At 71.6% G+C, this 11617-nt stretch carries 15 protein-coding genes; all 15 read left to right on the top strand.

The window, feature by feature from the left end; genetic code table 11:
* Positions 1–2: 2 nt before the first annotated feature.
* The 15 genes from AA0005_RS00225 to AA0005_RS00155 all read left to right on the top strand — a co-directional run bounded on the left by AA0005_RS00225 (position 3) and on the right by AA0005_RS00155 (position 11607).
* Positions 3–476, top strand: a complete 474-nt coding sequence (locus tag AA0005_RS00225; RefSeq protein WP_413451433.1) for a flagellar hook capping FlgD N-terminal domain-containing protein — start codon at positions 3–5, stop codon at positions 474–476.
* Between the two features lie 15 nt (positions 477–491).
* Entirely contained in the window at positions 492–1724 is a 1233-nt protein-coding gene (locus AA0005_RS00220) for a flagellar hook protein FlgE (protein ID WP_413451432.1), read from the top strand.
* A gap of 147 nt (positions 1725–1871) precedes the next feature.
* The gene (locus tag AA0005_RS00215) at positions 1872–2129 is read left to right on the top strand and encodes a flagellar FlbD family protein (protein WP_413451431.1); all 258 of its coding nucleotides are present in this window, start codon (positions 1872–1874) and stop codon (positions 2127–2129) included.
* On the top strand, positions 2129–2917 hold the full coding sequence (locus tag AA0005_RS00210) for a motility protein A (RefSeq protein WP_413451430.1): 789 nt from the start codon (positions 2129–2131) through the stop codon (positions 2915–2917). The genes AA0005_RS00215 and AA0005_RS00210 overlap by 1 nt, the downstream gene beginning before the upstream one ends.
* Positions 2914–3747, top strand: coding sequence for a flagellar motor protein MotB (locus AA0005_RS00205; protein WP_413451429.1), 834 nt, complete (start codon positions 2914–2916; stop codon positions 3745–3747). Before AA0005_RS00210 ends, AA0005_RS00205 begins: the two co-directional genes overlap by 4 nt.
* 1 nt (position 3748) lies before the next feature.
* Positions 3749–4240, top strand: a complete 492-nt coding sequence (gene fliL / locus AA0005_RS00200; protein ID WP_413451428.1) for a flagellar basal body-associated protein FliL — start codon at positions 3749–3751, stop codon at positions 4238–4240.
* Between the two features lie 72 nt (positions 4241–4312).
* Positions 4313–5227, top strand: a complete 915-nt coding sequence (locus AA0005_RS00195; protein ID WP_413451427.1) for a flagellar motor switch protein FliM — start codon at positions 4313–4315, stop codon at positions 5225–5227.
* Positions 5224–5904: a flagellar motor switch protein FliN gene (fliN, locus tag AA0005_RS00190; protein ID WP_413451426.1), complete on the top strand. Its 681-nt coding sequence runs from the start codon at positions 5224–5226 to the stop codon at positions 5902–5904. The genes AA0005_RS00195 and fliN overlap by 4 nt, the downstream gene beginning before the upstream one ends.
* Positions 5901–6305 carry a flagellar biosynthetic protein FliO gene (locus tag AA0005_RS00185; RefSeq protein WP_413451425.1) on the top strand — a complete coding sequence of 135 codons (405 nt, stop codon included), beginning with the start codon at positions 5901–5903 and terminating at the stop codon, positions 6303–6305. Before fliN ends, AA0005_RS00185 begins: the two co-directional genes overlap by 4 nt.
* A complete protein-coding gene (gene fliP, locus AA0005_RS00180; RefSeq protein ID WP_413451424.1) occupies positions 6302–7111 on the top strand; it encodes a flagellar type III secretion system pore protein FliP in 810 nt (269 codons plus the stop codon). Before AA0005_RS00185 ends, fliP begins: the two co-directional genes overlap by 4 nt.
* Positions 7111–7383: a flagellar biosynthetic protein FliQ gene (locus tag AA0005_RS00175; protein ID WP_413451423.1), complete on the top strand. Its 273-nt coding sequence runs from the start codon at positions 7111–7113 to the stop codon at positions 7381–7383. Before fliP ends, AA0005_RS00175 begins: the two co-directional genes overlap by 1 nt.
* A gap of 1 nt (position 7384) precedes the next feature.
* The gene (locus AA0005_RS00170; protein WP_413451422.1) at positions 7385–8134 is read left to right on the top strand and encodes a flagellar biosynthetic protein FliR; all 750 of its coding nucleotides are present in this window, start codon (positions 7385–7387) and stop codon (positions 8132–8134) included.
* The gene (locus tag AA0005_RS00165; protein ID WP_413451421.1) at positions 8131–9231 is read left to right on the top strand and encodes a flagellar biosynthesis protein FlhB; all 1101 of its coding nucleotides are present in this window, start codon (positions 8131–8133) and stop codon (positions 9229–9231) included. The genes AA0005_RS00170 and AA0005_RS00165 overlap by 4 nt, the downstream gene beginning before the upstream one ends.
* Positions 9228–11285 (top strand): flagellar biosynthesis protein FlhA, encoded by a 2058-nt coding sequence (locus AA0005_RS00160; protein ID WP_413451420.1) that lies wholly within the window; start codon positions 9228–9230, stop codon positions 11283–11285. The genes AA0005_RS00165 and AA0005_RS00160 overlap by 4 nt, the downstream gene beginning before the upstream one ends.
* A complete protein-coding gene (locus AA0005_RS00155) occupies positions 11260–11607 on the top strand; it encodes a hypothetical protein (protein WP_413451419.1) in 348 nt (115 codons plus the stop codon). Before AA0005_RS00160 ends, AA0005_RS00155 begins: the two co-directional genes overlap by 26 nt.
* The last annotated feature ends 10 nt before the right edge of the window (positions 11608–11617 follow it).

The following is an 11617-nucleotide window of genomic DNA, read 5'->3' as shown; positions in this document are numbered from 1 at the left end:
GCATGCCCATCGATCCCGTCTCCGCGGGCTACGCCGCCGCCTCACCCCTCAGCCCCGCGCCCTCCGCGCCGCCGGCCGGCGGGCTGAAGAAGGACGACTTCCTCCAGCTGCTCGTCACCTCCCTGCGCTACCAGGACCCCTCCGAGCCCCTCTCGACGAGCGAGCTCATGGCGCAGACCACCCAGCTGTCGACGATGGAGCAGCTGACCGAGCTCACCACACTCACCCAGGAGGCCTTCCACCTCCAGATGCGTACCTCCGCGACCGAGCTCGTCGGCAAGGAGGTCAGCTACCTCGACGGTGACGGCGTGCGCCACAGCGGTGTCGTCACGGCCGTCGACTTCTCCGTGACACCTCCGGGCGCCGTCGTCGGCAACGCCGTCGTCCCGATGAACCTGCTCTCCACGGTCGGTGCGCTGCCGTCCGCGACCGATCCCAAGCCGGCCCCGGCCGACCCGACCACCCCCGCCGCCTGACCGAAGGACACAGACATGCTCCGCTCCCTCTTCTCCGGCATCTCGAGCCTGCGCTCCCACCAGACGATGCTCGACGTCACCGGCAACAACATCGCCAACGCCAACACGACCGGCTTCAAGGCGTCCCAGACCCGCTTCGAGGACACCCTGTCGCAGATGCTCATGGCGCCCGGCGCCCCCCAGGGGCAGGCCGGCGGTACCAACCCGGCACAGGTCGGCCTCGGCGTCCGGGTCGCCGGCATCAGCACGAACTTCACCCCCGGTGCGGCGCAGCAGACCGGTCGCAGCCTCGACATGATGATCGACGGCGACGGCTTCTTCGTCGTCAACGTCGCCGGTGAGCAGCTCTACACCCGCGCCGGCGCCTTCACCCTCGACGCGCTGGGCCGCCTCGTCACCTCCTCCGGCGCCCAGGTCATGGGCTGGGCCGCGGACGAGAACGGCGTGGTCAACCCGAACGGGCCGCTGACCAACCTCTCCGTCCCGGTGACCACGACGATGGGGGCCCGCGCCACCGGCAACGTCACCTTCACCGGGAACCTCCCCTCCGACGGCAAGGTCGCCAACCCGACGGCGACGCCGCCCGTGGAGGCCACCACCCTCCTGCGCAGCATCGACGTCTTCTCCGCCAACGGCACCGCCACGTCCCTCGACGTGCGCTTCACCCTCGCCTCCAACACGCCGGGCGCGACCTGGGACGTGGAGATCTCCGACGGCGCCACCGTGCTCGGCACGGGGAGCGTCGCCTTCACCGCCACCGGGGCCCTGCAGAACGCCACCCTGCCGAACATCACCGTCGAGGGCGCGCCGATCACGCTCGACATGGACGGGCTCACCGGCTACGCCGCGCTCACCACCGTCGAGGCCGCCAGCCAGGACGGTCAGGGCGCGGGCGTCCTGCAGACCTTCTCGATGAACTCCGACGGCACGCTCATGGGCTCCTTCTCCAACGGCCTCAAGCGCGCCATCGGCATGGTCGCCGTGGGCAACTTCGCCAACGCCGAGGGCCTGGAGAAGGTCGGCGGCTCGATGCTCCGGGCCACCGTCAACTCCGGCGACGCGCAGATCGGTGCGGCCGGCGACGGCGGCCGTGGCGGCCTGACGGGCGGGGCCCTGGAGATGTCGAACGTCGACCTCTCCCAGGAGTTCACCAACCTCATCATCGCCCAGCGCGGCTTCCAGGCCGGCTCCCGCATCATCACCACCTCCGACGAGCTCCTCCAGGAGCTCGTCAACCTCAAGCGCTGACGCCTCGCGGCTGCCGGGTTCGCCCGGCAGCCCGGGTGAGCTCGTCCGGCCCGGACCCCTCACAGATGTGGCCCACCGGCCGATAGAACGAGTGCAGGGCTCATGGAAGGGCCCGACGCAACCAGGATGGAACCGACCGTGATTACCGTGACCCGTCTGACCGGACAACCGTTCGCGATCAACCCTGATCTGATCGAACGGATCGAGTGCACGCCCGACACGATTCTCGTGCTCATGGACGGCACCCGCTACCTCGTGAGCGAGACGATGCCCGAGGTCGTCGCCATGGTCCAGGACTACCGGGCAGGAGTCATCTCCCGGGCGCTGCAGGCACCCGACCCGGTGGAGACCCGGCCGGAGCTGCGGTCCGTCGTTCCCCTGCCGACTCGTCCCCAGGGAGAATGATGGATCCCGCAACGCTCGTCGGTCTCGCCGTCGCCTTCGGTGGCGTGTTCGTCCTCATGAACGCCGAGGGTGTCCACCTCTCGGCCATCCTGCTGCCCGGTCCGCTCGCGATCGTCTTCATCGGCAGCCTCGGCGCGGGTATCGCGGGCGGTACGCTGCGCGACGCGATCCACGCCTTCAAGACGCTGCCGAGCGCCTTCACGGCCAAGGCGCCCAAGCGGGGCGCCTCGATCGCGACGATCGTCAGCCTCTCCGACCGGGCGCGCCGCGAGGGCCTGCTGGCTCTCGAGGACGCCTCCGGCGACGTCGAGGACGAGTTCCTCCGCGACGGCCTCATGGCCGCGATCGACGGCGCCGACCCCGAGGACCTGCGCACGATGCTCGAGGACCGCATCGACACCAAGCGCGCCCAGGACCGTGTCGCCTCAGGCTTCTTCAACTCCCTCGGCGGCTACGCCCCGACGATCGGCATCATCGGCACGGTCATCTCCCTGGTCCACGTACTGGAGAACCTCTCCGACCCGAGCACCCTGGGCCCGATGATCGCCGCCGCGTTCGTCGCGACCCTGTGGGGCATCCTCTCCGCCAACCTCATCTTCCTGCCGATCGGCAGCCGCCTCAAGCGGATCTCCGACCTCCAGTGCGCGCAGATGGAGATCAGCCTCGAGGGCCTGCTCGCCCTCCAGGCCGGGGCCAGCCCCCGCACGGTCGGGGAGCGCCTGCGCAGCATGGTCCCCGCCGGTGAGCTGGTCGAGGACGCCGACGACGCCGCCGGGCGGGCCGCATGAGCTCGCGCCGACGCCGTGGCGGGCACGAGGAGGAGGAAGAGGAGAACGCCGAGCGCTGGACCGTGAGCTACATGGACATGGTCACGGTCATGATGTGCCTGTTCATCGTCCTCTTCGCGATCAGCCAGGTGGACCAGGCCAAGTTCTCCGAGCTGCGCCAGTCCCTCGCCGCCGGCTTCGGGGACGCCGCCCCGTCCGTCACCGTCGTCGACGGTTCGGACGGTGTGCTCGACGGCGGCAACGCCCAGCCGGCCGACATCGCACCCGTCGAGGGTGCCGAGGACCTCGACTCCCTGCCGGGCAACCGCCAGGCCGCGGTCGAGGAGGCCGAGTCGCTCATCGAGGTCCGGGAGAGCATCCGCTCCGACCTCGCCGAGGCCGGACTGCAGGACGCCGTGCGCTTCAGCATCACCGAGCGCGGGCTCGTCGTCGGCCTCGTCAGCGAGCACACCTTCTTCTCCCCGGCGAGCGCGCAGATGCCGCCGGCCTCCCTCGCGGTCGTCGACACGATCGCCACGACGCTGCGCCCCCTGGACAACGACATCCTCCTCGAGGGCCACGCCAACCCCCTGCCCCACACCGATCCCTACGAGACGAACTGGGAGCTCTCCGCCGACCGCGCCACCAAGGTGCTGCGGCGCATGGTCGAGCACGGCGACATCCCCCCGACCCGCGTCCGCGCGATCGGGTACGGCGACGCCTACCCGGCGGCCGAGGGGCCCGACGCCCTCGACCTCAACCGACGTGTCGACGTCGTCGTCATGAGCAACGAGCCCGAGGCGGTCCGCACCCTGCTGCCCGAGATCGCCAACGAGCTGGAAGGAGTCTGAGATGGCCGAGAAACGAGTGATCGGCGCACAGGGCCGCAAGATCGGCGGCGGGAACGCCGCCGCGGCCGCGCCCGTGCCCGCCCCGGCTGCCCCCGCCCCGCGCAAGCGCCGCGGCCCGCTCCTCATCATCGTGGCGGCCTTGCTCGCCGTCGTTGCCGCTGGTGCCTTCGTGTTCCTGCGCCCCACCGAGCCTGAGGAGCCGCCGGCTCCCGAGCCCGGCGTGACCGTGACGATCGAGCCGCGCAACATCAACCTCGCCGACGGGCACTACCTGCGGCTCGGCTTCGCCGTCGAGCTCGTCGCCGAGGTCGAGGAGATCGCGACGGCGGAGGCCACCGACATCGCGATCGCCCTGTTCTCCGGGCGCACCGTCGCCGAGGTCAACGACCCGGTGCGGCGCGACGAGCTCAAGGGCCTGCTCGCCGACCAGCTCGTCGACGCCTACGACGGGCAGGTGCTCGAGGTCTACTTCACCGACTTCGTCACCCAGTGACGCCCGGCGCCTGACAAGTCGGGCGCACCTCGACGTCTCAACATCGGCACCTGTCGGCCGATGGGTGCCTGTGTGACGGTTTCCCACGGTTCCCCCGGTGCTGACGGCACGGTCGTCTACGACTTCCGTCGGCCGATGACCCTGGCGCGCGAGCACGCGCGCACCCTCGAGGTCGCACTGGGCACGTTCTCGCGCCAGTGGTCCAACCAGCTGCTGGCGCGCCTGGGCGTGCCCACGCAGGTGACCTTCGAGCGCGTGTCGATGGGCACGTACGACGAGTACATCAGCACGCTGCCCTCGCCCACGACGATGATCCTGTGCACCGTCGGAGCCAACCGGCGCCCGGCGATCGTCCAGCTCCCGCTCGAGGCCGCGCTCAGCTGGGTCGACCAGATGCTCGGCGGCCCCGGCACGCCCGGCGCGGTGCCCGACCGGGAGCTGACGGAGATCGAGCAGCAGCTCGTCGGCGACCTCATGTCCCGCGTGCTCGCCGACCTCAACTACGCCTTCGCCGGCATCATCGCCGTCGACGCCGAGCTGCGGCGCATCCAGCACTCCCCGCAGGTCGTCCAGGCGATGAACGCCACGACCTCGGTGATCTCGGCGACCTTCGCCATCACCTCCGGCGACCACAGCGTCACCGCCTCCCTCATGCTGCCCGCCGAGGGCCTCATGACGGCGATGCGCGAGAGCCACGCCGGTGACCGCAAGACCGCCGCCGAGGAGGCCGCCGAGCACGAGCAGCGCGAGCTCCTCGACCAGGCCGTCCAGCGCGCACCCGTCGAGGTCGCCGTCCGGCTCAACCCCGTCCCCATCCACCCACGCGAGGTCGTGCGCCTCGCCGTCGGCGACGTCCTTCCGCTTCGCCACCCCAGCTCCCAGCCCATGGACGTCGTGGTCGGTGACCGCGTCCTCGCCCAGGCAGTCGCCGGGACCAACGGGTCCCGTCTCGCCGGGCTGGTCGTCAACGTCAAGGAGAACTCATGAGCACGACCACCGTCGACACCCACGCCGTCGCCGAGGAGATGGCGCGGTTGCTGCCCTCCTCGCAGCCCCTCGTCGCCCGCCCGGCAGCGCCGGGTGAGCGCCCCGACCCGGCGGCCGTCGCCGTCGTTGCGAGCTTCGTCGGCCAGGGGAGCGCCGAGCTCGTCGTCGTCGCGGAGGAGGCCGTCGCCGAGGCGATGGCCGGTGCCGCGTCGCTGACGCTCGCCGAGGCCCTGCGCCCCGCCCTCGAGGCCGCCTCCCAGCGCCTCGGCACCGGCGTGCTCGGTGCCGCCGAGGAGCGCACCGCCGGTGACGCACTCTCGGGCCAGGACGTCGACCTGTACGCGCTGGCCTCCGACGAGGGCGTGCGCGCCTGGTTCGGCATCCGCACCGTGGCACCCGCCGTGCCGGTGAGCAGCGCACCGCTCGCCCCCGGCAGCATGCGGGTGCTGTACGACGTCGAGCTCACCCTCACCACCGAGATCGGCCGCACCCGGATGCCGCTGCGCGACGTCCTCGCGCTCACCCCGGGCACCGTCCTCGAGCTCGACCGTGCCGCCGGCAGTCCTGCCGACGTCATGGTCAACGGCCGGCTCGTCGCCCGCGGCGACATCGTCGTCGTCGACGAGGACTACGCCGTGCGCATCACCGAGATCGTGTCGGAGAACGCAGGCCAGTGAGCGACACGCTCGAGCTCGCGCTGCGGGTCGCCCTCTCCCTGGGCCTCGTCCTCGCGCTGCTGTGGTTCCTCGCCCGCCGGCTCGGTGCCGGCAACGGTACCACCCGGCGGCTGCCGATCACGGTCCTCGGCCGCCAGGGCCTGGGCCGCCGCACCGGCATCACCGTCGTCGACGTCGCGGGACGGACCCTCGTCCTCGGCGTCAGCGACACCGAGGTCCGCCTCCTCACCGAGCTCGAGTCCGCTCCCTTCGTCCTCCCCGAGGAGGGCGAGGTCACCGCCGAGCCGGAGTCGGTCGTCCCCGCACCGGTCCCGCCGGCCTCCCCGCTCGGCGGCTCCGTCCTGTCCCCGACGACGTGGCGCACGTCGTGGGAGGTCCTGCGGAACCGGGTGCGCCGATGACCGCGGCCCACGGCCGCGCCGCGTGGCTGCCCCGCGTTCTCGCCGTTCTCCTGCTCACCGCCGCCGTCCTCACCCTGGGCGCGACGCTCGCCCACGGCGCCCCGATGCCCCCGGACGAGCCGACCCCGCCCACGGAGCCGACAGAGCCCGGTCTGGGCATCGACCTCGACGTCGCCGGTGACTCGCCCTCCACGTCGATCATCGCGCTGCTCGCGCTCACCCTCCTGGGAGTGGCGCCCTCGCTGCTCCTCATGATGACGAGCTTCACCAAGATCTTCGTCGTCCTCGCCCTCACGCGGAACGCGCTGGGCCTCCAGGGCGTGCCGCCCAACCAGGTGCTCGCCGGCCTCGCGCTCTTCCTCTCGATCTTCATCATGGCCCCGGTCCTCGGGGACGTGAACGGGGCGGCCGTCCAGCCCTACCTCGACGGGCAGATGGACTTCGCCGCCGCCCTCGAGGCGGCCCAGGTACCGCTGCGGGAGTGGATGGTCGGGCTCACCCGGGAGGAGGACCTCGCGCTCCTCACGCGCGCCGCCGGGATGCCCAACCCCGAGAGCCCGGAGAGCGTCCCGATGCAGACCCTCATCCCGGCGTTCATGCTCTCCGAGCTGCGCGCGGCCTTCATCATCGGCTTCGTCGTCTTCGTGCCGTTCCTCGTCATCGACCTCGTCGTCGCCTCGGCCCTCATGGCCATGGGCATGATGATGCTGCCGCCGTCGATGATCTCGCTGCCCTTCAAGATCCTGCTCTTCGTCCTCGTCGACGGCTGGGGCCTCATCATCACCCAGCTGGTGGGGAGCTACTGATGGACACCGCCAACGTCATCGACATCGCCACGCTGGCGCTGGGGCTGGCCGGCAAGCTCGCTGCCCCCCTGCTCATCACCGCGCTCGTCGTCGGGTTCGCCGTCTCGCTGCTCCAGTCGGTCACGCAGATCCAGGAGATCACCCTGAGCTTCGTGCCCAAGGCCCTCGGGGTCGCCGTCGCGATCGTCCTGTGCGGCAACTGGATGATCTCCGAGCTGGTCGTCACGACGCACGAGCTCTTCGACCGGATCCCCGGTCTCCTGGGCGGCTGACATGGACCTCACCACGGCCGTGCTGCCGGTCGTGCTCGCCGCCGTGCGCGTGACCGTCTTCCTCGTCGTCGCCCCGCCCTTCAACCACCGGGCGATCCCGGGCACCGTCAAGGCGATGCTCGGCGTCGGGCTGGCGCTGGCGCTGTCGGCCACCCTCACGGTGCCGGCCGACCTCAGCGCTGCGGAGCTCATCGGGATGGCGCTGTCGGAGGCCGTCGTCGGCGGCGGCCTCGGCGCCCTCGTCGCGCTCATCTTCTCCGCGGTGCAGTCGGCCGGGCGCCTCATCGACATGCTCGGCGGCTTCGAGCTCGGCCAGGCGCTGGACCCGATGACGATGACCAGCAGCGGTCCCTTCGGCCGCTTCTACCAGCTCATCGCCGTCGTCCTCCTCTTCGTCTCCGACGGCTACCAGCTCGTCGTCGGCGGCCTCGCCCGCAGCTTCGAGGCGCTCCCGCTCGGCGCGGTCCTCGACCTGGGCGCCCTCGCCGGGCAGCTCGCCGAGGGCGTCAGCCAGCTCTTCCTCGCCGCCATCCAGGTCGCCGGCCCGCTCATCGCCGTCCTCTTCCTCGCCGACGTCGGGCTGGGCCTGCTCACCCGCGTCGCCCCCGCCCTCAACGCCTTCGCCCTCGGCTTCCCACTCAAGATCCTCATCACTCTCACCCTCGGCTCCATCACCGTCGCGGCCCTGCCCGGGGTCGTCGACTGGCTCGCGGACGAGGCCCTCAGCGGCATCGGTGAGGTCGTCCGATGAGCCAGAGCGCCGGTGAGAAGAGCGAGAAGGCCACCCCGGAACGGATGAAGAAGGCCCGCCGTGACGGGAGCCTGGGCAGGTCCCAGGACCTCACGGCGTGGGTGGTCGTCGGTGCCGGCGCGGTCACGCTGCCGATGGTCCTCGACCGCGGCTCGGACGCGGCGTCCACCCACGTCCTGGGTGTGCGGGAGGTCATCGCCTCCCCGGAGCCCGCCCTGGCCCTCCAGGCCCTGGGCGACGGGCTGCTCAGCGCGGCCGTCGCCGTCGCCCCGCTCCTCGCGGTCGCCGCTCTCGCGGCGATCGTCGCCGGGGTGTCCCAGGGCGGAGTCCACATCTCCACGAAGAAGCTCAAGCCGCGCTTCGAGCAGTTCAACCTCGCCAAGGGCGCCAAGCGTCTCTTCGGGCCGCAGGCCTGGTGGCAGGGGGCCAAGGCCTTCCTCAAGACCGCCGTGGTCGGTGCCGTCCTGTACTCGACGATCGCGGGGCTCGTCCCGCTCATCATGCAGTCCGGGGCGCTGTCGGTCATGCAGATCCTCGGGGAGGTCGGCTCACGGATCCAGACCCTCCTCACCTGGGGTGTGGTCGCCGGGCTGGTCCTCGCCGCCGCCGACGTCCTCGTCGTCATGCGCCGCAACCGCAAGACGACGCGCATGTCGAAGCAGGAGATCAAGGACGAGCACAAGCGCTCCGAGGGCGACCCGATGATCAAGGGCCAGCGCCTGGCCCGGGCCCGCGCGATGAGCCGCAACCGCATGCTCGCCGCCGTCGCGGACGCCGACGTCGTCATCGTCAACCCCACCCACGTGGCCGTCGCGCTCCGCTACCAGCCCGGCAAGGGCGCCCCCCGCGTCGTCGCCAAGGGCCAGGGCCACGTGGCGAAGCGGATCCGTGAGCGGGCCACCGAGCACCGCGTCGCCGTCGTCCAGGACATCACCCTGGCCCGCACCATCCACGCCATGTGCGAGGTGGGCCACGAGGTCCCCGACTACCTCTACGAGGCCGTCGCGCGCGTCCTCGCCTTCGTCATGTCCCTGCGCCGCCGCGGCGCCGCAGCCGGGACCCACCGCATGCCCCAGCCCAGGAAGGACAGCCGATGAAGAACGGCAAGGTCACCCAGTTCGTCGCCCCGGCCGCCGTCGTCGGGATCATCCTGCTGCTCGTCATCCCGCTGCCCGCGCCGCTGCTCGACGTGCTCATCGCCGTCAACATCGTCGGCGCCATGCTCGTCCTGCTGACGACGATGTACATGAAGAAGCCGCTCGACTTCTCGATCTTCCCGGCGCTCGTGCTCGTCATGACGCTGTTCCGGCTCGGGCTCAACGTCGCCTCCACCCGCCTGGTGCTGCGCGACGGCTACGCCGGTGAGGTCATCAACGCCTTCGGGCACTTCATCGTCGGCGGCTCGATCGTCATCGGCCTCGTCATCTTCCTCATCCTCGTCGTCATCCAGTTCGTCGTCATCACCAACGGTGCGGGCCGCGCCGCCGAGGTCGGGGCGCGCTTCACCCTCGACGCGATGCCCGGCAAGCAGATGGCCATCGACGCCGACCTCAACGCCGGGGCCATCGACGACGCCGAGGCCCGCCGCCGACGCGCGGAGGTCGCCGCGGAGGCGGACTTCTACGGTGCGATGGACGGCTCGGCGAAGTTCGTCAAGGGCGACGCGATCGCCGGCATCATCACGACTGTCGTCAACCTCATCGGCGGCTTCGTCATCGGCATGATGCAGCTGGGCATGAGCGCGGGCGAGGCCATCGAGACCTACTCGCTGCTCACCGTCGGTGACGGCCTGGTCACGCAGATCCCCGCGCTCCTCATGTCCGTGGCCACCGGTCTCGTCGTCACGCGCGCGACGGCGGACGCCGACATGGGCACCCAGGCCAGCTCCCAGCTCACGCAGTCCCGTACGGCGATGATGATCGCCGGCGCGGCTGCCATCGTCCTGGCAATCGTGCCCGGGATTCCCAAGCTCCCCTTCATCCTCGTCGGCGCGGTCCTGCTCGGGTTCGCGCAGCGGCTCAAGGTCAAGGAGGCGGAGGCCGCCGTGGCGGAGGCCGCCAACGAGGTCGCGACGACGCTCCAGCCGGCGGCCGACACCCCGGAGATGCTCATCGAGCAGATGCGCGTGCACGCCCTCGAGGTGCTGCTCGCCCCCGACCTCGTCGACATGGTCGGCGGGTCGGCGGACCTCGACCTGCTCGGGCGTGTCAAGGCGCTGCGCCGCAAGACGGCGCTCGAGATGGGCTACGTCCTGCCGCCCGTCCGCACCCGGGACTCGGTGGACCTGCCCGCCGGCACCTACGCCATCCGCCTCTCGGGGGTGGAGGTCGCCCGCGGCAGTGCGCCGCGCGGCCGGGTGCTCGCGCTCGGCGAGGGGCTGGATGCGCTCGCGGGCGCCACGGTCGTGGAGCCGGTCTTCGGCCTGCCCGGCAAGTGGATCCCCGTCGAGCTGCGGCACAGTGCGGAGATGGCCGGCGCCACCGTCGTCGACCGCGTCTCCGTGCTCATCACCCACCTGTCCTCGGTGGCTTCCTCCCACGCCGACCGGCTGCTCGGCCGTGAGGACGTCCGCGTGCTCGTCGAGGGGCTCAAGCAGACCAACCCCTCGGTCGTCGAGGAGCTGGTGCCGGCCGTGCTCAGCCTCGGCGAGGTGCAGCGGGTGCTTCAGGGGCTGCTTGCCGAGCAGGTCCCGATCCTCGACCTCGGGCGGATCCTCGAGGCCCTCACCCTCCGTGCCAAGGTCTCCACCGACCCGGAGGGACTCATCGAGGCGGCTCGCCAGGCCGTGGCCGACGTCATCGTCGACCGCCACCGGGAGGACGGGGTCCTGCGGGTGCTCACCCTCGAGCCGGCCACCGAGCAGCTGCTCCTCGAGTCGCTGCGGCCGGGGGAGCAGGGCACCCAGATCTCCCTGCCGCCCGAGCGCGTGGAGGGCCTGCTCGCCTCCCTGCGCACCCAGCTGGAGAACCTCGAGGCGACCGGCCGCCAGGCGGTGCTCGTGTGCTCCCCGGCGATCCGCCCGGCCCTGCGGCGCGTCGCAGGACTGGCGGTGCCCCGCCTGCCCGTAGTGTCCTACACGGAGGTGACGGGCACGTCCCTGACCATCGAGACTGTGGGAGCCGTGGGTGTCGGACAGGCGATTACTGCTTGACGGGCCGGACCTGCCCGAGCTCCTCGCCCGTGCGGAGGAGCTCGGCGGGACGGTCGTGCGTGCCCAGCGGCTACGCAAGGGGATCCTCTCGAGGCAGTGGTACGAGGTCACCGTGGCGGTGCCCGACCCGAGCCCCGCACCGGTGCCCGTGACGCGGCTCCAGACCCGTCCGCCCGGCGCGCCCGCGCAGCCGCAGCCCCGTCCCGCGGGCATCAGCGCGCTGCTCGGCGCCGCCGAGGCGGCCGAGCGGATGGAGTCCGAGGCCACCCGGGCCGCGCGCGCGGCGAACGCCAAATCGGCCAAGAGGCAGGGCGGACGGTAGGCTCGGGCCC

Origin of the sequence: Georgenia phoenicis (assembly GCF_047302425.1) — a bacterium.
Lineage (GTDB): Bacteria > Actinomycetota > Actinomycetes > Actinomycetales > Actinomycetaceae > Oceanitalea.
The sequence above is the reverse complement of the archived record's forward strand: the minus strand, read 5'-3'. Positions and strand labels throughout refer to the sequence as shown.

Bases quoted from the DNA above. Each gene is read 5' to 3' on its own strand.
- fliN (WP_413451426.1), top strand. From the start codon at position 5,224: ATGAGCACGACCACCGTCGACACCCACGCCGTCGCCGAGGAGATGGCG.
- AA0005_RS00225 (WP_413451433.1), top strand. From the start codon at position 3: ATGCCCATCGATCCCGTCTCCGCGGGCTACGCCGCCGCCTCACCCCTC.
- fliL (WP_413451428.1), top strand. From the start codon at position 3,749: ATGGCCGAGAAACGAGTGATCGGCGCACAGGGCCGCAAGATCGGCGGC.
- fliP (WP_413451424.1), top strand. From the start codon at position 6,302: ATGACCGCGGCCCACGGCCGCGCCGCGTGGCTGCCCCGCGTTCTCGCC.
- AA0005_RS00175 (WP_413451423.1), top strand. From the start codon at position 7,111: ATGGACACCGCCAACGTCATCGACATCGCCACGCTGGCGCTGGGGCTG.
- AA0005_RS00220 (WP_413451432.1), top strand. From the start codon at position 492: ATGCTCCGCTCCCTCTTCTCCGGCATCTCGAGCCTGCGCTCCCACCAG.
- AA0005_RS00170 (WP_413451422.1), top strand. From the start codon at position 7,385: ATGGACCTCACCACGGCCGTGCTGCCGGTCGTGCTCGCCGCCGTGCGC.
- AA0005_RS00210 (WP_413451430.1), top strand. From the start codon at position 2,129: ATGGATCCCGCAACGCTCGTCGGTCTCGCCGTCGCCTTCGGTGGCGTG.
- AA0005_RS00160 (WP_413451420.1), top strand. From the start codon at position 9,228: ATGAAGAACGGCAAGGTCACCCAGTTCGTCGCCCCGGCCGCCGTCGTC.
- AA0005_RS00205 (WP_413451429.1), top strand. From the start codon at position 2,914: ATGAGCTCGCGCCGACGCCGTGGCGGGCACGAGGAGGAGGAAGAGGAG.
- AA0005_RS00165 (WP_413451421.1), top strand. From the start codon at position 8,131: ATGAGCCAGAGCGCCGGTGAGAAGAGCGAGAAGGCCACCCCGGAACGG.